This window comes from Nocardia sp. NPDC046473 (genome assembly GCF_040645995.1).
Classification (GTDB): Bacteria; Actinomycetota; Actinomycetes; order Mycobacteriales; family Mycobacteriaceae; genus Nocardia.
This window is the reverse complement of sequence record NZ_JBEYZJ010000001.1, coordinates 181,765-201,990: the sequence shown is the minus strand read 5'-3', so window position 1 is coordinate 201,990 and position 20,226 is coordinate 181,765. Positions and strand designations below refer to the sequence as shown.

Below are 20,226 nucleotides of genomic sequence, written 5' to 3'. Positions count from 1 at the left end.
GACAGAACATGTGGGGAAACACGATGAGAGTCAAAGGATTTGCCACCGCCCTGCTCGCAGTAGGCGCCACCGGAATCACCGCGGGCATCGTCAACGCCCAGCCAGTAATGCAACCATCGGCCGAGGTCAGCGTGTCCAGCGTCGATCATGGAGTCGGATACACCACGGCAACGGACGGCAGCGGGGTGAGTACCACCGTCGACGCCGGCGTCTTCGCACTGACCAGCGATGCCGCCGCGGTCACCCTGACCGATGGCGTCGGCAATGTCATCGCGACACTGCCCACCTCGTTCACCGCCAACGGCCAAACCTTCGGCCTCCGGCCACAAATCAGCGACACCGGGCGCACCCTGACGATGACACCCGTCAGCGCCCCGGAAATCAGCTCGCACCTGGCACAACTCGTCGATCAGCAAGACGACACGGTCGCCCGCAAGCAGTACAACGCGGGCATCGGCGCCCTGATCGGCGCGGGCATCGGCGCGGTGATCGGCTTCTTCCTCGGCGGCGTCGGCGCACTGGTCACCATCCCCATCGGCGCGGGCATCGGCGCCCTGATCGGTTACTCCACACCGTGATTCCCTGATCCTCGGCTGACGCGGACACCCGCAGACTGTCCGCGTCAGCCGAGCCGTGCGGCGGGGTGCGCGTAGGAACACCGGAAAGCGGGCAACCGCGCGAGGATGGTCGGCATGACCGACCACGTGCTCGCGATCGACCTCGGTAAAACAGGGTGCCGCGGCTCCCTTCGGCTCGACGGACGCGAGACGCGCTCCGCCGATGGGCCCGGCGCACCCGGGCTGGCGTACGCCGGAGGTGTCGCGGCGGCGGAGAGCGCTATCCGCGCTGTGGTCGATCAACTGGCACTGGTCGACACGACATTCACGCTGTTCGTCGGTGCCGCGGGTGCCGCCGCCGCGCCCGATGCGTCCGAACACCTCGCGCGACAGCTGGCCGATATTCCGGGCGCGCAAGCAGTCGCGGTCACCTCCGATGCCGTGACCGCGCACGCCGGGGCGCTCGGTGGCGCACCCGGCGTCGTTTTGGCGGCCGGTACCGGAGCCGTGGCCACCGCGGTCGACGCGACGGGACGATTCACCAGAACCGACGGCTGGGGCCCACTGCTCGGCGACGAAGGTGGCGGCGCATGGATCGGAGTCGAGGGCTTGCGCGCCGCGCTGCGCTGCTATGACGGGCGCGGCGCGCACACCGAGCTCGCGGCGAAAGCCGCCGAGCACTACGGGGTGCGGCTCGACGAACTGCCGAAACACCTCGGCCAGCACGAAAATCCGGCCCTGCTCGCCGCCCGCTTCGCCCCGGTCGTCGCCGCGACCGCCGCGACCGACGACACCGCGGCCGCCATCATGACCGCGGCCGGACGCGCACTCGCGCGTACTGTCCGGGCCGCGATCGACCGCTCCGGCATCGCAACACCAGTGCCCTACGCCATCACCGGCGGACTGGCCAACCTCGGCCGGGCGCTGCTCGACCCGCTCGACGCGGCAATTGCGCAGGTGATCGATCGCCGGACCGCACGCGGCGGCCCGATCGACGGTGCCGCGCTGCTGGCAGTTGACACGACAACAGTGCTGGAAACCATGGTGGTGCGAATCACGTGACACTCATTGACAGAATTCGCATCGACCCTGACACTTACTTTCATTCCGCCAGTCGCGTTACCGAGGAGCTGCGATGAACGCACTCAACGTCGCCGTCATCGTCGTCTACCTGGTCGTCGTCGCGTGGATCGGCCTGCGCCTTTCCGGCAAACAGAAGTCGAGCAACGACTACTTCGTCGGCGAGGGCAAGATGCCGTGGTGGACGGTGTGCTTCTCCGTCGTGGCGACCGAGACCAGCGTGCTCACGGTCATCTCGGTGCCCGGCGGCGCGTATACCGACCAGGCCTTCGGCAACGTCGAGCTGGCCATCGGATACATCATCGGCCGCACCATCGTGGCCACCGCACTGATCCCGCTGTACAAGCGCGGCGGGTTCGTCAGCGCCTACCAGTATCTCGAGCTGCGCTTCGGCCGCTACCTGCAGGGTGTCGCGTCGGTGACCTTCGTGTTCACCCGGCTGCTCGCCGAGGGCGTGCGGCTGTTCGCCTCCGCCATCCCGATCAAGCTGCTGCTCGCCGAGTTCGGCCTGGACCTCGGCTACGACATCATCATCATCGTACTGACGCTGCTGACCGTCGTGTACACCTACCTCGGCGGCATCAAGGCGGTGATCTGGACCGACGCGCTGCAGATGGGGCTGTACCTGTCCGGCGCGATCATCGCGATCGGCGTGCTCACCGGTCACGTCGGGGCCAAGGGCTGGTCGGACGCGTTGCACAACGGCAAGTTCCACATCTTCGATACCGACTTCGGCCTGGCGCATGTGCTCACCAGCACCTTCGCCCTGCCGACGGCGATCATCGGCGGCGCGATCTTCGCGATGGCCTCGCACGGCTCCGATCAGCTGATCGTGCAGCGCATCCTGTCGACGCGGACGTTGCGCGACAGCCAGAAGGCGATGATCGGCTCCGGCATCTTCGTCGCCATCCAGTTCGCCGCGTTCTCACTGGTCGGCGCGCTGCTGTGGTCGTACAACGGCGGTAAGACGCCCAAGGAGCTCGGCCTCGCCACCACCGACAACCTATACCCGAACTTCATCCTGCACGGGCTGCCGGTGGTGATCTCCGGGCTGCTGGTCGCGGGCATCCTCGGCGCCGCGATGGGATCGCTGTCCTCGGCGCTGAACTCGATGGCGAATTCGACCGTCGCCGACATCATCCGCAGCTTCTCCCGCCGCGAGATCTCCGACGACGCGCTGCTGAAGCTGGCCCGCTACATGACGCTCGTCTGGGCGGTGCTGATGGCACTGTTCGCGATGGGCTTCAGCGCGACGACCGGCAACGTGTACCTCACCGCGCTGACCATCGCCGGGTACACCTACGGCGCGCTGCTCGGCGCGTTCCTGCTCGGCCGACTTGTCAAGCGCGCCAATCAGTTCGACGCGGTGCTGGCGTTCGTGGTCACGGTGATCGTGATGACGTTCGTGGTGCGGGTGATCAAGATCGATGTGACCGTCGCGGGGAAGGTGACCGAGAAGGGCATCGCCGCGCAGTGGCTGGTGCCGATCGGCGTGCTCGTCACGCTGGTCGTCGGCGGTGTGTCGAGCCTGTTCCATCCGGCGCCCGAACCCACGCCGGCCGAGCCGGTCGAGGCGGTGGCCTAGTGCGCGTCATCGGTCTGATGTCCGGCACGTCGCACGATGCGATCGATGCGGTCGGCGCGGATATTCACCTGCGGGACAACACCATTCACCTCGAGGTGGTCGGGCAGCTCAGCCGCACCTACCCCGATCGACTGCGCGCCGAACTCATCGGCGCACTGCCGCCGGGCACGGTCGATATGGCTACGGTATGCCGACTCGATGCCGCGATCGGACAGGAATTCGCGGCGGCCGCCGATGCGGCGGTACGCGAGTTCTTCGGCGGCGCCGCCGATCTCGTCGCGTCGCACGGGCAGACAGTCTACCACTGGGTGGCCGACGGAAAGGCTTACGGCACACTGCAAATCGGCCAACCGTCGTGGATCGCGGAGCTGACCGGACTACCGGTCGTCAGCGATTTCCGCTCGCGCGATATCGCCGCGGGCGGGCAGGGCGCGCCACTCGTGGCGCTGTTCGATGTGCTGTGGCTCGCGGGTCGGCCCGGACGTTCGGCCGCACTCAATATCGGCGGCATCGCGAACGCGACCGTCACCGGCGCCTCCCCCATCGCCTTCGACACCGGCCCGGGCAACGCCCTGATCGACGCGGCCGTCGAACTGGCGACCGGCGGCGCGGAACACTTCGACCGGGATGGCGTACGCGCCGCCCGGGGAACGGTCGACGAACAGCTGCTGAAAGCCCTTCTCGCCGACGGTTACTACCGTGCGGCGCCGCCGAAGACGACCGGCAAGGAGCTGTTCAACCGCGCTTATGTCGAACGAGTGTTGCCGGACTACCCGCTGACCGCGGACGATATCGTCGCCACCATGACCGCCCTGACCGCACATACCATCGCCGACGCAGTGGCCCCCTTCGAGCCGGACGAAGTGATCGTGTCCGGCGGCGGGACCCGAAATCCGACGTTGATGGGCATGCTCGGCGCGCGATTGGGTACCGCGACGCTATGTACCTCCGACGAGCTCGGGCTGCCATCGGCCGCCAAGGAGGCCGCGGCGTTCGCCGTGCTCGGTTTCCTCACTATGCACGGGCTGCCCGGTAGTCATGCGGCGTGCACCGGCGCGACGCATGCGACGGTGCTCGGTTCGATCACGCCGGGCGCGGGCAGGCTGATGCTGCCCGAAACACCCAGCGCGGCACCGCGACAGCTGAGGCTGGTGAGCCATGTCCGAGGGTGACGACGTTCGCACGCGCTTGCTCGGGGCGATCCCGCGGCTCACGCCGACCGGGCTGCGGGTCGCCCAGGTCATCCGCGACAATCCCGCCGCCGCAGCGCAATTGACGGTGAGCGAGCTCGCCGAGCGCGCCTCGACCAGCACCTCCGCGGTCGTCCGGTTGTCCAAAGCCCTTGGCTACGAAGGTTATCCGCAGCTGCGGCTGGCGCTGGCGGCCACCAGCAAGGACGACGGCTCGCCGGTGTTCGCGACCGACATCGCCGTCGACGATCCGCTGTCGAAGGTGCTGCACAAGCTCACCGCCTTCGAGACCGAGGGCATGGTGGCCACCGCCGACCTCGCCGATCCGGCGACCATGGGCGCGGTCGTCGACGCCCTGGTGCACGCGCGGCGGGTGCAGCTCATCGGGATCGGCGCATCCGGTCTGGTCGCGATGGACATGGCGCAGAAGCTCACCCGGATCGGCATGTGGTGTTTCGCGTGCACCTCGGAGGACGACGCGCTGGTCCAGGCCAGCCTGCTCGAAGCCGACGACGTGATCATCGCCTTCTCCCACTCGGGCGAGACCGCCGCCGTCATCGACGCCGTGGACCGCGCCGCAGGCAGGCAGACCACGACCGTCGCTGTCACGGCCGGCGCGCAGTCCAGGCTGGCCCGATCGGCGGCGCACACGGTGCTGGTGGCCGGGCGCGAGGACGGCTTCCGTTCCGCCGCGATGGCGAGCCGGATGAGCCAGTTGCTCATCGTCGATGCCCTCTACATCGGAGTCCTGCAACGCACACCTTCGGCCGCGATCGCGCTGCGCCGAACCTACGACGCCGTGGCGGATCGCCGGATCTCGCGCGGCACCAGAAAGGCGCCATGACTGCTCCACTCGTTCGACCGGCATTGCCGTATGACCCAGGAGGCGATATGAGCGAACTCAGCACTTTGACAACCGAGGAAGCGAATCCGCGGACCACCGCGCTCGATTCCATGTCGGTCGAAGAGTTGTTGCGCACCATGAACTCCGAGGACGCGGGCATCGCTTCCGCTGTCGCACAGGCGATTCCGGAGATCACCAGGGCGGTCGAGCTGATCGTCGCCGCGCGCGGGCACGGCGGCCGGTTGATCTATGTCGGCGCGGGAACCAGCGGCAGGCTCGGCGTGCTCGACGCGGTCGAGTGCCCGCCCACCTTCGGCACCGCGCCCGACGAGGTCATCGGGATCATCGCGGGCGGCTCGGTCGCGTTCGCGCACGCGGTCGAGGGTGCCGAGGACGACCCGGCGCGGGCCGTCGACGACCTGTCCGACATCGACCTGACCGCCGACGACGTGATCGTGGCACTGGCGGCCAGCGGCCGCACCCCGTACGCGATCGGCGCACTGCGGCACGGTCGTGCCATCGGTGCCGCCACCGTGGGCGTCTCCTGCAATCGCGGCGCCGAGCTGACCGCATACGCCGACGTCGGCATCGAAATCGAAACGGGCCCCGAGGTTTTGACCGGGTCCACCCGGCTGAAGGCGGGCACGGCACAGAAGATGGTGTGCAACATGCTGTCGACCGCGACCATGGTGCAGTCCGGCAAGGTCTACGGCAACCTCATGGTCGACCTGAAGCCGACCAACGCCAAGCTCGTCGACCGGTCCCGCCGCATCATCGCCGATGCCACCGGCGTCGACCTCGCCACCGCGGCCGCGCTGCTCGACGCGGCCGACGGGCATCCGAAGACCGCGATCGTCATGCAGCTGGCCGGCGCCGACGTGGCGACGGCCCGGCGGCTGCTCGCGGGGTCCGGTGGGTTCGTCCGGACCGCCGTCCGCAGCGACGGGTAGGCGCGCCAGCTCGCCTCCGGCTCCGGTGGCGCACCCGCCGGTACGGTGCAGTCATGTCCTTCGTGATCGATGGTCCGATGACGTGCTACCTGATGCCCGACGACCACGCCGACGCCGAGCGACGGTTCCTCGAGCTGGTCGCCGGGCCCGGCGAAACCTGGCTCATCGCCTACGGTTTCACGCTGACCGACGCCGCCGACAACCTGATCGCCGCCCATCAGAAGGGCGTACCGCTGCACCTGTATCTCGACTACACCCAATCCTCGGGCCACACCCAGCGGCCGATCGTGCAGCGGCTCGTCGACGCGGGCATCGAGGTCACCATCGGCACCAGCACCAGCGGCCGCAAATACATCTGCCACACCAAGGGGCTGGTGGTGGACGCGCCGAGCGGCCCGCAGTGCTGGGAGGGCTCGGTCAACTTCAGCACCAGCGGCTGGTTGCAGGTCAACACCGCGATGAACTTCGGCGCCCAGACCTGGCGCGACCACTTCGTCGCCCAGTTCAACACCCTGCGTCACTACGCCTGGACCGAGGAACGCGAATTACAGCTCATGAAAGCGCCGCCGGTCGATTTCGGCGACGAGTCCATCCCGATGCTCCCGCTCTCGGTCTGAGCGCGACACAATCGATCGGGCTGAGCCGATCTCACCGATATGGAGGGGGTATCCGTGACGGGTATCAAAACCGCTGCGCGCCTGGCACTTTCCGCACTGGCCGCGGTCGCGTTCTGCGCCGGATGTAGCTCCGACGGGAAGTCCGACAACACCCAGCCCATCAGGTGGGGCCCCTGTCCACCGGACTATGGCAGCGCGGTGCAGTGTGCGACCGTCGATGTGCCGCTCGACTGGAACAACCCGGGCGGCAAGAAGATTCAGGTCGGCGTCAACCGGCTCCCGGCGAACGACCCGGCGCAGAAGATCGGGGATCTGGTGTTCAACCCGGGCGGCCCCGGCGGCGCGGGCACCGAGATCGTGGCCGCCGAAGGCGCCCGGCCCGGCCTCTTCCCGACCAGCGTCCGGCAGCGCTTCGACCTGATCGGGTTCGACCCGCGCGGGGTCGGCACCAGTCGACCGTCCATTCATTGCGACCCGGACCTCGCCAACCGGCCGCCGAACCAATTTCCGAGCAGCCAGCAGGAATTCGACAATCTGGTGGCCGCGAATCGCGCGCTCGGCGAGTCCTGCCAGCGCCTGACCGGTGATCTGCTCGACCACGTCGACACCGTGCACGTCGCCCGTGATCTGGAGGTGCTGCGCCAGCGCCTCGGCGGCGCGCCACTGAACTACCTCGGCCTGTCCTATGGCACCGAGATCGGCGCGGAGTACGCCCGCCTCTTCCCGGACAAGAGCCGCACCCTGGCGTTGGACGGAGCCCTCGTCCATTCGCAACCGGCGGGCACCATGAGCTACTACGAATCCATCGCGTTCGAAGACAGCTGGAACCGCTTCGCGCAGTGGTGTCGTTCGGCCGCCGAATGTGTACTGCGCGACCAGGATCCGTCCAAGGTGCTCGATGATCTGGTCACCCGAGCCGGGCAACAACCGCTGCCCGCTCCGGGCTGCCAGACCTCCGGCGCGTGCCGCAACGGCGTCGGCGCCTTCGATCTGCTGACCAACATCCAGGCGCAGCTGATCTTCAAGGACGCCATCCCGAATATCGGCACCCCGGGCTGGCCCGGCCTGGCCACCGCGCTCGACCAGGCCCGCAACGGTGATGCGAGCGGGTTGGCCCCGCAGCTGCAGACCGCCGAGAGCAACCATGCCGACCTCGCCGTCGGCTGCGCCGACTTCAAGGCCGGGTTCGACACTTACCCGGCATTGCAAGCCCAGCAGACGCTGCTCGGCACCATCGCGCCGCACACTCGCGGCGTCAGCCAGTCCTACGGCTACGTCGCGCAATGCCAGGGCTGGCCCGCCGAATTCTCCAATCCCCCAAGGGAATTCAGCGCCAAGCCGACGATCACCCCGCTGCTCGTCAACGCTACCCACGACCCGTCGACGTCCTACGGCTGGGCACAGCTGATGCTGACGCAGCTTCAGGGAGCCATCCTGGTGACCCGGGATGGCGATGGACACACGTCCTTCCTCCACCCGGGCCGAACCCAGGACACCATTGCCCGCTACCTCATCGACGGCACACCGCCCACCACCGGCCTCGTGCTGCCCGACTAGCTCGCTCCGGTCAGTCCTTCGGCCAGTGCCGGTCGAGGAAGTCGGCGATCAGCGGCGCGATGTCGGGCAGCTTTTCCTCGAGCGCGAAGTGGCCGGTGTCGAAGAGGTGCAGTTCGGCGTCGGGCACGTCGTAGCGGTAGGCATGCGCGCCGGGCTCTATGAAGAAGGGATCGTTGCGGCCCCAGATGATCAGGGTCGGCGGGGTCGCCGTGCGCAGCCAGTTCTGCCACTGCGGATACTGCGCGACGTTGGCGTGGTAGTCGAAGGCAAGGGCCACTTGGGCTTCCTTGCGTCCGGGCAGGTCGAGGAAGTGCTGGTCGAGAGTCCAGCCGTCCGGCGCGAGCAGGTCGGGATCGAAGACGCCGTGTTCGTACTGGCCGCGAGTGCCGGGCAGGGTGAGCAGGTCGCGGATGGCGGGCTCGGCGGCGGGCTGGTCCGGACGCAATGCGACGAAGTCGCGGGCCCCGTCGGAAAGGCCTTCTTCGTAAGCGTTTCCGTTCTGCACCACCAGCCCGGCCACCCATTCCGGGTGCCTGGTCGCGATGCGGAAGCCGACCGGCGCGCCGAAATCGAAGGCGTACAGGAAGAACCGGGTAAGTTCCAGGCGCTCCAGGAATCCTTCGACGATGTCGGCCAGCCGATCGAAGGAGTAGGTGAACGACTCGGGCGCTTCCGTGTGCCCGAAGCCCGGATAGTCAGGGGCGATGAGCCGGTAGCTGCCGCCGAGCGCGTCGATCAGCCGACGGAACTGGTGCGAGGCCGACGGAAAACCGTGCAGCAGGAGCAACACCGGCGCGTCGTCGGGCCCGGCCTGCCGGTAGAACACCCGAACACCATCGACCTCGACGAACTTGTGCTCGACCCGAGGCAAATCATTAACCGACATCGCTGATCCTTCTCCTGATAGCCCGATCCCGGCGCCGCAGCACCGGAACCTGTAAAACCACCGGGAGTACGCGGGCATTCCTTTACCGATGAATGTGTTCGAGCTGCCCGTTATCGGTAGCCGCGCATCCGGAGTTGCCGCCACCCCGTCCGTCCGGCCCGCCGCGACCGATGGGCGGCGGTCGATCTCGCGAACATCCGTTACTGCGGACGTGGGTATCCGCGCCGAGGCGGGCGCAGGCTGGTCTTCGCTGCGCCGCGTCGCCGACGGTCTCCATAACGACCGGACTATGGTGCGCGCGGTCGCTCCCGTTCGCCCACGATACCGACTGCCGTTGGCCTGATGATCAGGGGGAACTGGTACCGGCATCGGCCGTCATTTGCTCGGCGAGTTCCGCCGCGTCCTCACTATCCAGGCTGTCCATGTCTTCGTCCCTGATGCGCAAGAATTTTGCAGCAGACTTTCTGGCCATTTCCGCAACAATCCTCTCGACATCTTCGGGAGCTTCGAGCACATCGAGGTCTATTGCCATTTGCGCCTTCTTATCAAGGAATCCTCCATACCAGCGTTGGTGGAGCAGCGGTCTGCGGCAGTCACTTACCGTGCAGATGGCACGGAGACGAGACCTGAACATTCGCAGACCGGCCTTCCCCGCTGTCGAAAACAAAGCTGGATGGACCCTTCACCGACAAATATTCGGACCGGACACCGGGACGGATTGGTGCCGGTTCGGGAAACTTTTCGTTGGAAGCGTCGGATCGCCGTCGCAACGGTTCGGCGCCCCTGCCAGCAGCCCGCATTTTGCACTCCCAATTGTGCCTGCCGCAAGCAGTAGCGCTTATCGCAGGAGCGGTCGGCACAGATGCGGCCGAGGGAGGAGCAGCCGACGTGTCGCACACCATACCGAACAATCCTGCGCACGTTACTCGTGCGCGTTCGGCCGACCATGTTCAAGCGGTTGGCCGAACGTTTGGCGAACATCCGCTCCTGACTGCGGGTTACAGCTCGGGTCGGTTTCCTCGCAGTCGCCCCATCCGGATTGCCGACGGTATCGAATACCGGGTGAGCCCTGGCTGCTCGGTAAGAGATCGCTCGAAATCCCACGAGAGGAAGACGAACGGATATGCGGACACGAATCCCCCGAGGACGAGGAGCTTTGCTTGCTGCGGCTGTCTTCGCGATCGTCAATGTGGCATGCGTCGCGGTCTCTCCTCGAGCTATCGCGATTACCGAAGACGAACGCGAACAGCAGGCCGTCATGGCCGTCCACAACTCCATGTGCGGGCCAGACGGATCGGGCTCAGATGAGCGCTCAGCGGCGTGGTATGCCGGTTGGATGGAGATCGAGAAGCGGTCCCCGTATGTAATGAAGAACGACGGCAACCCATCGGCATCCGCTCGAAAGGCACTCTACGACGAGCCAGATTTCAATGCCGATACCCGTCAAGCGATGTGCATCGGCCTGGCCAAATATGCGGAGAAGGTCAAAGAGTTCGTCGTAAGCATGAAGGGCAGCATCAAGAGTTGCTGCGTCAACGAGGCCGGTCTGAAAAAATTCTTCAAAGACAAGATCGACGCCTTCCAGAAGTTGACCGTAGCCGAGGAAAACGGCACGCTCAGATGAGCAGAGCCAGGCCACCGCACGGTCAAGGCTGAGGCGGCTCGGCAGCCTCAACCGAAGTCCTGACATGACACAACCCCGAAGGCCCCAGCCACACCGTGGCTGGGGCGGATCGCCGGATCTCCTACTGCGACACCGAACCCATCGCGACCCGGTTCAGGGTGAAAGTGCCCAGATCGGTCTTCTTGTGATCGGTGGTCGTGTTGACCACGTCGGCGGTGAAACTGATCGGCTTGTTGTTCGCGTCGCACTGCACCGTCGACACGATGGCGTCGACCGTGCTGCCGTCACCGATAAGCTGCGTTCCGCTCCATTTTGTCAGCAGGTTTTTTGCGTCCACCGTGAATTGGCCGAGCCAGACCACCGGCTCGGACCCCGCTTTGGTGTACTTCGTCTCCCCGAAACCGATCATGCCATTGAATCCGGTCACCAGCGTATTGTGCTCGCCCCCTTTCCAACCCCCGTCATAGGCGTTGCGATCCGACACAGCCGCACAGGTAGCCGCATGTGCGGCCGGCGCAACCCCGACCAGCATTCCCACCCCGAACACTCCGGCCAACACCAGTACGAAGCCCTTGACGGACCTCAGGATATTTCCAGGTAGCACGTTTTCGAGTCCCTTCCATTTCCGGTAGCCGAGATAACCGACCAGCCAGTATTGCAAGAGAATTCGCACGCACCCGCGCGGGCACGCGGAGGAATTGACCCGGCAATCCGATTTACGACTCCGGTGACGGATTTTCGCGGCGGGCGCGGGCGCGGCGTTTGCCCTCGTGCATTGCCTGGACACGCGCGACGGGAATGGTGTGCCCTTCCTCGACGAGATCGGCGGGCAGCGTTTGCGGTTCGGGCATTTCGTCGGCCCACGGGTCTCGGTCGCCGAGTTGAGTCGCCGCGCTGCGGACGGTGAAATCGCGGGGGCTGACGTTGTCCAGGTCGGACCAGCCGACGGGGAACGACACGGTGGTGCCCGGCCGAATCCGCGGACTGTAGGCCGCGACGACGGTCGCGCCGCCCGCACGGGTCGAGTCGAGGAAGACGCGGCCACCGCGGTCCTCGACGATGAAGGCGGTGGTGGCGAGGTCCGGATCAAGGCGCTCGGCGCGCGCCGCGACCGCGCGGGTCGCCGCGGCGACGTCATCGATGGCGAGGCCGGGTACCAGCGGCACGAAGACGTGCACGCCCTTGGCGCCACTGGTTTTCACCGCACCGGCGAGCCCGTCGTTGGCGAGCGCCTCGCGGATCAGCTTCGCGGCGAGCACGGCCTGACGGAACGGCTGCTCCGGCGGCGGGTCGAGGTCCATGATCAGGTGTGTCGGGCCCTGGCTGCGATCGGCGAGCAGCAGCGTCGGGTGGTACTCGACCGCCCGCTGATTGCCGAACCACAGCAGCGTGCGAACGTCGTTGCCCAGCGCGTAAGTCACCTCGCGGTGCGAACTCTCGGCCCACACCGCCACCCGGGGCAGCCAGTCCGGCGTGTATTTGGGCAGGTTCTTCTGCATGAACGGTTCCTGCCCCGGCCGCACCCGTTTCACCGACAGCGGGCGATCCCGCAGCTGCCGCACGAGCCGCTCGCCGACGGCCCCGAGGTAATCGACCAGATCGCGCTTGGTCGCCTCGGCACCGTCGAACAGTGGCTTGTCGAGATTGGTCAGCGTTACTCCGTCGCGGACCTCTTCACTGCCCATCGGCTCACCTTGCCCGCCCCGGCCGACGCGGTCAACCCGGCTGTTTTACCAACGGCAACGCAGCGCAGACCGTGCGGGTTCGGTCCACTCAGCGGGCCGTGATGGTGGTGGGTAGGGCGGCGAAGCCGCGGTTGTTGGACGCGTGGATGCGGCGCACGCCGTCGGGATCGATCTCGTAGTCGGCGACCTTGGCGACGATCTCCTCCAGCGCGACGCGCAATTCCAGCTGGGCAAGATTGCTGCCGAGGCAGTGGTGACGACCGCTGCCGAAGACCAGGGACGCGCTGGTGTCACGGTCCAGGTCGAAGGTGTCGGGGTCGGTGAACACCTCGGGATCGCGGTTGGCGGAGCCGAGCAGCAGCAGCATCCGCGCGCCCGCCGGAACCGTCACCCCGTGCAGCTCGAACTCCTCGGTGGCGGTGCGCAGCGAGGTCTGGCTCGACGGTTCGTAGCGCATCGATTCGGCGATCCAGGCGTCGATCTGCCCGTCGAATGCCTTGCGGCGCTGGTCGGGGTGCAGCCACGCGGTGTGCCAGAGGTTGCCGAGGGTCAGCATGGCGGTCTCGATGCCCGCGCCGATCAGCAGGATCAGCACGCTGACGATCTCCTCCGGAGTGAGGCGGTCGTCGCCGTCGGCCGCGTCGAGCAGCCCGGAGAGCAGGTCGTCGCGCCGATCCTGACTGCGTTCGATGGTCAGCTCGGTGTAGTAGCCGATGATAGCGCCGATCGCCTGGATCGCCTCGGGGCGCAGGTCGGTGGACTCCTCGTCGTTGTACATGATTTCCATGCCGAGCTTGCGCAGCATGTCGCGGTCGCGCTCGGGCACGCCGACCAGTTCGGCGATCACCTCGGTCGGGTACGGACCGGCGAAATCGGTCATGAAATCGAAGCTGCCGCGCGCGACAAGGGGGTCCAGCAGCCGGCGAGCGATCTCGCGCAACCGAGGTTCCAACCCCTGCACCCGGTGCTGGGTGAAGGCCCGGGTGACCAGCCCACGCAGCCGGGTGTGTCGCGGCGGGTCCATCGCGACGAAGGAGAACATCTGCTCGGCCTGCGGTCCCCAGAACGCCGGTTCCATCCGGATGGCACCGTTCGCGTTCGAGAATCGGTCCGAATCACGCAGCGCGGCAAGCACATCCGCATGGCGGGAGAGCGCCCAGAAGTCGTCGGTATCGTTACGGTAGACCGGCGCCTCGACACGCAGCCTGGCGTAGTACGGATATGGGTCGCGGTGTACGTCAAAATCATATGGGCTGTACTGCAGTGGCATGGCGGAGCCTTCCGGGAGGTGCGACATCACCATCGCTACCGGTTCGCAACTCGAGCTGACATGATGACAATAGTCGAGATGAATTGAGGGCGTTGTGGACTCGGAACCGGTAGCCGCGAAGATCGATGTGTCGAAACCGCATCCGGCGCGCCGGTACGACTACTGGCTGGGCGGCAAGGACAATTTCCCGGCCGATCGGGAGTCCGCCGACATGGTCGCCGAGGCGTTTCCCACCATCCGGCTGGCCGCGCTGGAGAATCGCAGCTTCCTGCGCCGCGCGGTGGCCTACCTGGCCGACGCGGGCGTCCGGCAGTTCCTCGACATCGGGGCGGGCCTGCCCACCGCGGGCAACGTGCACGAGATCGCGCAGAGCATCGCCCCCGAGTCGCGCGTCGTCTACGTGGACAACGACCCGATCGTGCTGGTGCACGCCCGCGCCCTGCTCGACAGCTCACCCGAGGGCGCGACCGCCTATCTCGACGCGGATATCCGCGATCCCGACCGCATCCTCAACCACCCCGACGTGACCCGGGTGCTGGACATGAACCAGCCGGTGGCGCTGATGCTGGTGGCGATCATGCACTTCATGACCGACGACGACGGCCCCTACGAGTTGGTGCGCAAGCTGTGCGACGCGCTGCCCTCAGGCAGCTACCTGGTGATGACCCATGCCACCAGCGACCATATGTCCGCCGAGGAACTCGCGGAGACGAACGCCGCCAACTTACGTAGCGGGGTGCCGTTCCGATTACGTACCACCGAGGAATTCACCCGCTTCTTCACCGACTTCGACGTCGTCTCGCCGGGCATCGGCTCGGTGATGACGTGGCGGCCGGGCGAATGGCGACCGCATCCCAGGCCAGAGGCGGTCTCCATGCTCGGCGCGGTGGCCCGCATCCCCTGATCACCTGCGGTCGGCGCCGCCCTCGGAGACCCAACGCTGCACCGCGGTAAGTCCGTCGGCGCGATCCCCGCGCTCGCGGGTGCCGATGGTCAGCAGCTCATCGACCGCCGACTCGTTGTCCGCGGCGGACGCAGACGTCATCGTCGCGGCGGCGTCACCCTCGACGGTGTCGGGCGGCACGACCAGCAGCACCACGCGGCGGTTCTTCAGACCGAGCAGCTCGACGGTGTGCACGGTCCCCTGACGAATGCCTTCGACCTGCACGGTTTGTCCGCCGACGACGAGTTCCCCGGACGTTCTGGCCCATTCGCCGAGCGGATAGGCCACGTGATGGATGGGCCCGATCCGCCCGGCGACGGCCGTGAGCAGCGCGGGCAGTTCGGCCGCCAGCTCGTCGCTGTGCGGCCACCAAGCTCCGTCGACGTAGCCGGTCTTCGGCGCTTTGGGCTTGAGCTGCAGGCGCAGTGTGCGTGCAGCGACGCGAGTCTTCGTCATGGCCGATCCTCCTGCCTGGGCCGGGTGTCGGCCGGGTTGATCCGAATCGGGCGACGCGGCGAACGGCGAACGGCCACGCGGGATTTCTCAGCGCGGCGTAGCGCGGTCCGCAGGCCGTTGCGGCCTAGCGGCCTGCCGGCCTCGAGTACGTCGAATGCTTTGTCGCCGTCGAACTTTCGTTCCGAGGCGGTTTCCGGTGCGTCGTCGGACGTCGCGGTCAGGAAGCTGTCCGGCAGCGCCAGTTTGTGGATGGTGCGCAGGGTCAGCAGGTATTGGTGCAGCAATGACCCACTGGTGTAAGGCAAGTCGTACTTTTCGCAGAGTGCCCTTACCCGTAGCGCGATCTCGGCGTATCGGTTGCTCGGCAGGTCGGGGAACAGGTGGTGTTCGATCTGGTAGCAGAGGTTGCCGCTGAGGAAGGCCAGCATCGGGCCCGCGTCGAAGTTCGCGGTGCCGAGCATCTGCCGCAGGTACCACTCCCCCTTGGTCTCGTCCGCCACCACGGTCGGCTCGAATTTCTCTGCGCCGTCAGGGAAGTGGCCGCAGAAGATCACCACATAGGCCCACAGGTTACGCAGCACATTCGCACTCGCGTCCGCGGCCAGCGTGCGCCGCCACCGTCGCCCGCTCATCGCGGGGAAGAGCAGATAGTCCTTGCCCGCCTGCCTGGCGATCTTGCCGAGGAACACCTTGGTCTGCGCGGCCTTCTCCGCCGCACCCTCCGCCCGGTCGCGTTCCGAATACAGGCCGTGCAGCGCGATGCCCCACTCGAAGGTGGCCGCCAGCAACAGGTTTCGCAGCGGCTGCAGCAGATGCCCCGGCTTCCAGCGTTCATCGCGGGTCACCCGCATGACGCCGAACCCGATGTCCTCGTCCATGCCGAGCACGTTCGTGTAGATGTGGTGGCGATAGTTGTGCGAATAGCGCCACTGCGCCGACACCCCGGCCATGTCCCACTCCCAGGTGCTGGAGTGGATCTCCGGGTCGTTCATCCAATCCCACTGACCGTGGCAGACGTTGTGGCCGATCTCCATGTTCTCGATGCTCTTGGCCAGGGCCAGCCCGACGGTCCCGGCGAGCCAGCCGGTGCGGCTGCGGCTGAGCCCGATGGTCAGCCGGGCCGCGGCGTCGAGAGCCCGCTGGAAGGCGATGGTGCGACGGATGTAGCGCGCGTCGCGAGCACCGCGCTGCTCCTGGATGTCGCGGCGAATCGCGTCGAGCTCCAGCCCGAGGGCCTCGACATCCGCCGCGCTCAGGTGCGCGTAGGCAGTGACTTCAGTAATTGCCATTCTTGGTGTCCTCGAGTTCCCGTCACAGCGTATGTCTACAGCGTAGGCTTACATCGTTGACAACGCACCCTTTAGATGGCGAGGTGCTCGATTCCATGAATCGGACCAGGGCCGGACCCGACGACCCCGCGGATGCCGCGGCCGTCCCGCCCACACGGAAGAACCGCAAGAACACCCCACTGACGCGCGCCGCGATGCTGGCGGCCGCCCTGGAGATCATCGACAGGGACAGCGTCGACCAACTGTCGATGCGCCGGCTCGGCGCGGCGCTCGGGCGCGACCCGATGGTGCTGTACCGGCATGCCGCGAACAAGGCCGCGGTGCTCGACGGTGTCGCCGAGATCGTGTTCGCCCAACTGTCGGTCGATGCCACCGATCCCGACTGGCAGCACCAATTGCGGGTCGTCGCACGCGATTTCCGCAGGCTGGCCGTCGCCCATCCGAATGTCGTTCCGCTGCTGGTCACCCAGCCGCTGGCGACACCGATCGGGTTGCGCCCGACGGGCACCCTGCGGCCGCTGGAACACCTGCTCGAGTTGCTCGCGCACGCCGATTTCAGCGGCACCGACGCACTGCACATCTATCGCGCGCTGTTCGGATTCCTGTACGGCCACATCCTCACCGAGCTACAGGAAGTGGTGGAGCGACCGGAGGAAATCACTGATCTACTACGCATGGGTCTCAACCGCCTGCCCATCGGCGAATTCCCCTTGCTGCGCAGCCTCGCCTCGGACCTCGCCGCCTACAACGGTCTCGCCGAACTCGAACTGGGCCTCGATATTCTGATCAACGGTCTCAACACGACCATAACCCCGGTCTCCGACCGATCGAGCGGAATCGACAACGACGCCCGGGCCGCCGAAATGGTTGCCGCTCTGCAGCGTTGGGATTCCGAGGGCGGAGCCGGTCAGCCGGGACCTGGCAGGGTGGCGGCGAGCCCGTTGAGCAGGATGTCGAGCCCGCGTTCGAGCTCGACGGAGCCGTCATAGGCGGCCAGCACCGGCGCGAGCTCACGCAGCAGCGGGAATTCGGCGATCGGCAGCCGATGCAGCCCGAGCCGCAGCACCTCGTCGGTTTCCTCGGGGCGTTCGACGATCTCCTGCAACTCGTTGAGCACATGCCCGTAGAGGAACCCGAACAACGCGCGATAGATGTGCAGCGCATCGGCTCCCGCGAAACCGGCCCGGGTGAGCAGGGCGAGCATGTCCTCGAGCGGCCGGACCACCGATGTCGGGCGCAAACCGAGCGGCGTCGCCAACGGACGAGTCACCAACAGCGGCACCACCTTCGGATGCGCCAGCGCCAGTGCGCGGAAATCACGGGCGACCGTGCGCAATTGGGCGACCCAGTCCGAGTCGGTGGCATCGACCGTCAACTGCGCGAACACGATCTCGGCGACACCGTCGAGCACGGCGGCCTTGTTCGGCAGATGCCGGTAGATCACCATCGGATCCCGGCCGACGGCATCGGCCAGCCGCCGCATGGACAGCCCGTCCACACCGTCGCTGTCGATGATCGCCAGCGCCGCGTCCAACACCGCGGCCCTGGTGACCGGACTCTCGCCCCGACCCGGCGTCGCGCCGTCGGTGCGCGTGTTTCCCGATCGAGAATTGCCGCGTTTCGCGGGGGGCTCGGTCATCTGCGTAGGCCTCATTCCCTCAGCGTTTTCGGTAGGTCTCAGGTGTAGGCCTACGACGTTGACACTATGCCACATGCGGTGTCTACTGGAGGCAACCCACAGATCCGAGGATCGCCATGGTCAGGACTGATGGCCGCGATCACCCCTGAACCCGCAGCCCTGAGTTAGGCGCAAGTCATGAATGTATTCGTCATCGTCGCGGTGGTAGTCGTGCTGGCGTTGATCGGCGCGGCGCTATCGATTCGGATAGTGACCCAGTACGAAAAGGGCGTGCTGTTTCGCCTCGGGCGGGTGATCGCGGTCCGCGAGCCGGGGCTGAACTTCATCATTCCGGTGGTCGATCAGCTGCGGAAGGTGACGATGCGGATCATCACCATGCCGATCCAGTCGCAGGGCATCATCACCAGGGACAACGTCAGCGTCGATATCTCCGCCGTCGCCTACTTCCGCATCGTCGACGCCGAAAAGTCGGTCGTCGCCATCGAAAACGTCTACGCGGCGATCGATCAGATCGCGCAGACCACGCTCCGCAAGGTCGTCGGGCAGCACACCCTCGACGAGGCGCTCTCCGAGACCGACGTCATCAACGCCGGTATCCGGGAGATCCTCGACCGGACCACCCTGGAATGGGGTGTCGAAGTCACCCTGGTCGAGTTGAAGGACATCCAGCTGCCCGAAAGCATGAAGCGGGCGATGGCCAGGCAGGCCGAGGCCGAGCGCGAGAAGCGCGCGAAAATCATTGCCGCGGAGGGCGAATCGATGGCAGCGGCGGCACTCGGCGACGCCTCCGACACGATGATGGCGCACCCGTTGGCGCTGCAGCTGCGCAACCTGCAGACCCTGATCGAGCTCGGAGTCGACAAGAACACCACCGTCGTGTTCCCGGCGCAGCTGATGAGCGCGATCGGCGACGTCGGCACCTTCTTCGCCCGCGAAACCACCGCGGCGGGCGCGCTCCACGCGGTAACTCAAACCCGTTCGGCTACAACGCTACCCAACGGAGCACCCGCGACCGCGGCGGAATGACGCCGCTCGGGCCGAAGAGTCTGCCGTACTTTCGGCACATCCCGGCCTGCCCGATCACCGAGGTGGTCGAGAACGGCCGAGCGGGCGGCGGTAGCGTCCTCGGTTATGACTCCGCCACCGTCCGGACAGCAGTTCTCGATCAGCCACGGCGACCAGCGGGCCGTGCTAGTCGAGGTCGGCGGCGGCATCCGGGAGTTCCGGGTGGGTGGCCGGGACGTGCTGGAACCCTATGACGTGCAGGCGATGGCCGACGGCGGACGCGGTGGCGCGCTGATCCCGTGGCCGAATCGATTGGCGGACGGCAAATATCGCTTCGACGGCATCGACCAGCAGCTGCCGCTGACGGAACCGGCGAAGCGCACCGCCATCCACGGGCTGCTGCGCTGGCGGCCGTGGCGGGCGACCGACGCGCAGGAGAACGAGGTCACCATGCGGACCACGCTGCACCCGCGCAAGGGTTACCCGTTCTATCTCGACGTCGCCATCTGCTATGCGCTGTCCGACGACGGCCTGACGGTCACCACCACCGCCACCAATCTCGGCGATACCGCGGCACCATACGGTTGCGGTCATCACCCGTATCTCTCGCCAGGGGAAGGCGGGATCGATAGCGCGGTCCTGCATTTCGACACCGCGACCCGGATCGTCACCGACCCCGACCGGCAGCTGCCGGTCGGCACCGAAGCCGTCGATGGCACCCCGTTCGACTTCAGCACACCGAAGCCGCTGGGCGCGTTGACGATCGATCATCCGTTCACCGACCTTGCCCGCGATGACGACGGGCGGGCCTGGGTTCGGTTGCGGGGCAACGACGGAGCGACAGCCGAGCTCTGGGCGGATGATTCCTATTCGGTGATCCAGTTGTTCACCGCCGATACACTCGCCCCGTCACATCGTCGGACCGGCCTGGCCGCCGAGCCGATGACCTGCCCGCCCAATGCTTTTCAGAGTGGAGTCGGGCTGATCCGGCTGACGCCGGGCGCCACCGTGCAGACCAGGTGGGGCGCACGGCTCACTCGTCCATGACC

At 66.7% G+C, this 20,226-nt stretch carries 20 protein-coding genes and 1 pseudogene; 13 read left to right on the top strand and 8 right to left on the bottom strand.

Going from position 1 to position 20,226, the window contains the following annotated elements:
* Positions 1–23: 23 nt before the first annotated feature.
* From ABZ942_RS00995 to ABZ942_RS00960, 8 genes are all read left to right on the top strand, one after another.
* Positions 24–578, top strand: a complete 555-nt coding sequence (locus ABZ942_RS00995; RefSeq protein ID WP_357377732.1) for a hypothetical protein — start codon at positions 24–26, stop codon at positions 576–578.
* 114 nt (positions 579–692) lie between these two features.
* Positions 693–1,619, top strand: coding sequence for a BadF/BadG/BcrA/BcrD ATPase family protein (locus tag ABZ942_RS00990; protein ID WP_357377730.1), 927 nt, complete (start codon positions 693–695; stop codon positions 1,617–1,619).
* A gap of 73 nt (positions 1,620–1,692) precedes the next feature.
* Positions 1,693–3,222 (top strand): sodium:solute symporter, encoded by a 1,530-nt coding sequence (locus tag ABZ942_RS00985; protein WP_357377728.1) that lies wholly within the window; start codon positions 1,693–1,695, stop codon positions 3,220–3,222.
* Entirely contained in the window at positions 3,222–4,394 is a 1,173-nt protein-coding gene (locus ABZ942_RS00980) for an anhydro-N-acetylmuramic acid kinase (RefSeq protein ID WP_357377726.1), read from the top strand. Before ABZ942_RS00985 ends, ABZ942_RS00980 begins: the two co-directional genes overlap by 1 nt.
* Positions 4,381–5,256 carry a MurR/RpiR family transcriptional regulator gene (locus ABZ942_RS00975; protein WP_357377724.1) on the top strand — a complete coding sequence of 292 codons (876 nt, stop codon included), beginning with the start codon at positions 4,381–4,383 and terminating at the stop codon, positions 5,254–5,256. Before ABZ942_RS00980 ends, ABZ942_RS00975 begins: the two co-directional genes overlap by 14 nt.
* Positions 5,257–5,303: 47 nt before the next feature.
* On the top strand, positions 5,304–6,206 hold the full coding sequence (gene murQ / locus ABZ942_RS00970; RefSeq protein WP_357377722.1) for an N-acetylmuramic acid 6-phosphate etherase: 903 nt from the start codon (positions 5,304–5,306) through the stop codon (positions 6,204–6,206).
* Between the two features lie 53 nt (positions 6,207–6,259).
* Positions 6,260–6,823, top strand: a complete 564-nt coding sequence (locus ABZ942_RS00965; protein ID WP_357377720.1) for a phospholipase D-like domain-containing protein — start codon at positions 6,260–6,262, stop codon at positions 6,821–6,823.
* A gap of 54 nt (positions 6,824–6,877) precedes the next feature.
* Positions 6,878–8,380 carry an alpha/beta hydrolase gene (locus ABZ942_RS00960; RefSeq protein WP_357377718.1) on the top strand — a complete coding sequence of 501 codons (1,503 nt, stop codon included), beginning with the start codon at positions 6,878–6,880 and terminating at the stop codon, positions 8,378–8,380.
* A 10-nt stretch (positions 8,381–8,390) separates the two neighbouring features.
* Here the strand turns inward: ABZ942_RS00960 and ABZ942_RS00955 are convergent, their stop codons facing one another.
* Together ABZ942_RS00955 and ABZ942_RS00950 are read right to left on the bottom strand one after the other, a co-directional pair.
* Entirely contained in the window at positions 8,391–9,266 is an 876-nt protein-coding gene (locus ABZ942_RS00955) for an alpha/beta hydrolase (RefSeq protein WP_357377716.1), read from the bottom strand.
* 346 nt (positions 9,267–9,612) lie between these two features.
* Positions 9,613–9,798, bottom strand: a complete 186-nt coding sequence (locus tag ABZ942_RS00950; protein WP_357377715.1) for a hypothetical protein — start codon at positions 9,796–9,798, stop codon at positions 9,613–9,615.
* Between the two features lie 591 nt (positions 9,799–10,389).
* Here ABZ942_RS00950 and ABZ942_RS00945 point away from each other — a divergent pair.
* Positions 10,390–10,890, top strand: a complete 501-nt coding sequence (locus ABZ942_RS00945) for a hypothetical protein (RefSeq protein ID WP_357377713.1) — start codon at positions 10,390–10,392, stop codon at positions 10,888–10,890.
* A 121-nt stretch (positions 10,891–11,011) separates the two neighbouring features.
* Here the strand turns inward: ABZ942_RS00945 and ABZ942_RS00940 are convergent, their stop codons facing one another.
* The 3 genes from ABZ942_RS00940 to ABZ942_RS00930 form a co-directional block, all read right to left on the bottom strand.
* On the bottom strand, positions 11,012–11,428 hold the full coding sequence (locus tag ABZ942_RS00940) for a hypothetical protein (protein WP_357377711.1): 417 nt from the start codon (positions 11,426–11,428) through the stop codon (positions 11,012–11,014).
* Between the two features lie 178 nt (positions 11,429–11,606).
* Positions 11,607–12,575 carry an ATP-dependent DNA ligase gene (locus tag ABZ942_RS00935; protein ID WP_357377709.1) on the bottom strand — a complete coding sequence of 323 codons (969 nt, stop codon included), beginning with the start codon at positions 12,573–12,575 and terminating at the stop codon, positions 11,607–11,609.
* A gap of 88 nt (positions 12,576–12,663) precedes the next feature.
* Complete coding sequence (locus tag ABZ942_RS00930) at positions 12,664–13,845, bottom strand: cytochrome P450 (protein WP_357377707.1); 1,182 nt, start codon at positions 13,843–13,845, stop codon at positions 12,664–12,666.
* A 94-nt stretch (positions 13,846–13,939) separates the two neighbouring features.
* On the opposite strand from ABZ942_RS00930, the gene ABZ942_RS00925 reads away from it, so the two are divergent.
* A complete protein-coding gene (locus ABZ942_RS00925) occupies positions 13,940–14,749 on the top strand; it encodes an SAM-dependent methyltransferase (RefSeq protein WP_357377705.1) in 810 nt (269 codons plus the stop codon).
* On the opposite strand, the gene ABZ942_RS00920 is transcribed toward ABZ942_RS00925, so the two are convergent.
* Positions 14,750–15,244 (bottom strand): DUF5994 family protein, encoded by a 495-nt coding sequence (locus tag ABZ942_RS00920; protein ID WP_357377703.1) that lies wholly within the window; start codon positions 15,242–15,244, stop codon positions 14,750–14,752.
* On the bottom strand, positions 15,241–16,533 hold the full coding sequence (locus tag ABZ942_RS00915) for an acyl-CoA desaturase (protein WP_357377701.1): 1,293 nt from the start codon (positions 16,531–16,533) through the stop codon (positions 15,241–15,243). Before ABZ942_RS00915 ends, ABZ942_RS00920 begins: the two co-directional genes overlap by 4 nt.
* Before the next feature lie 194 nt (positions 16,534–16,727).
* Between ABZ942_RS00915 and ABZ942_RS00910 the strand changes: the two are divergent.
* Positions 16,728–17,345: pseudogene (locus ABZ942_RS00910) on the top strand (TetR/AcrR family transcriptional regulator C-terminal domain-containing protein); the annotation flags it as partial.
* Positions 17,346–17,440: 95 nt separating this feature from the next.
* On the opposite strand, the gene ABZ942_RS00905 reads toward ABZ942_RS00910, so the two are convergent.
* A complete protein-coding gene (locus ABZ942_RS00905; RefSeq protein ID WP_357377699.1) occupies positions 17,441–18,172 on the bottom strand; it encodes a TetR/AcrR family transcriptional regulator C-terminal domain-containing protein in 732 nt (243 codons plus the stop codon).
* Positions 18,173–18,349: 177 nt separating this feature from the next.
* Between ABZ942_RS00905 and ABZ942_RS00900 the strand changes: the two genes are divergently transcribed.
* Positions 18,350–19,198 carry a slipin family protein gene (locus ABZ942_RS00900; RefSeq protein WP_357377697.1) on the top strand — a complete coding sequence of 283 codons (849 nt, stop codon included), beginning with the start codon at positions 18,350–18,352 and terminating at the stop codon, positions 19,196–19,198.
* Between the two features lie 105 nt (positions 19,199–19,303).
* Complete coding sequence (locus tag ABZ942_RS00895; RefSeq protein WP_357377695.1) at positions 19,304–20,224, top strand: aldose 1-epimerase family protein; 921 nt, start codon at positions 19,304–19,306, stop codon at positions 20,222–20,224.
* Positions 20,225–20,226 lie beyond the last annotated feature (2 nt).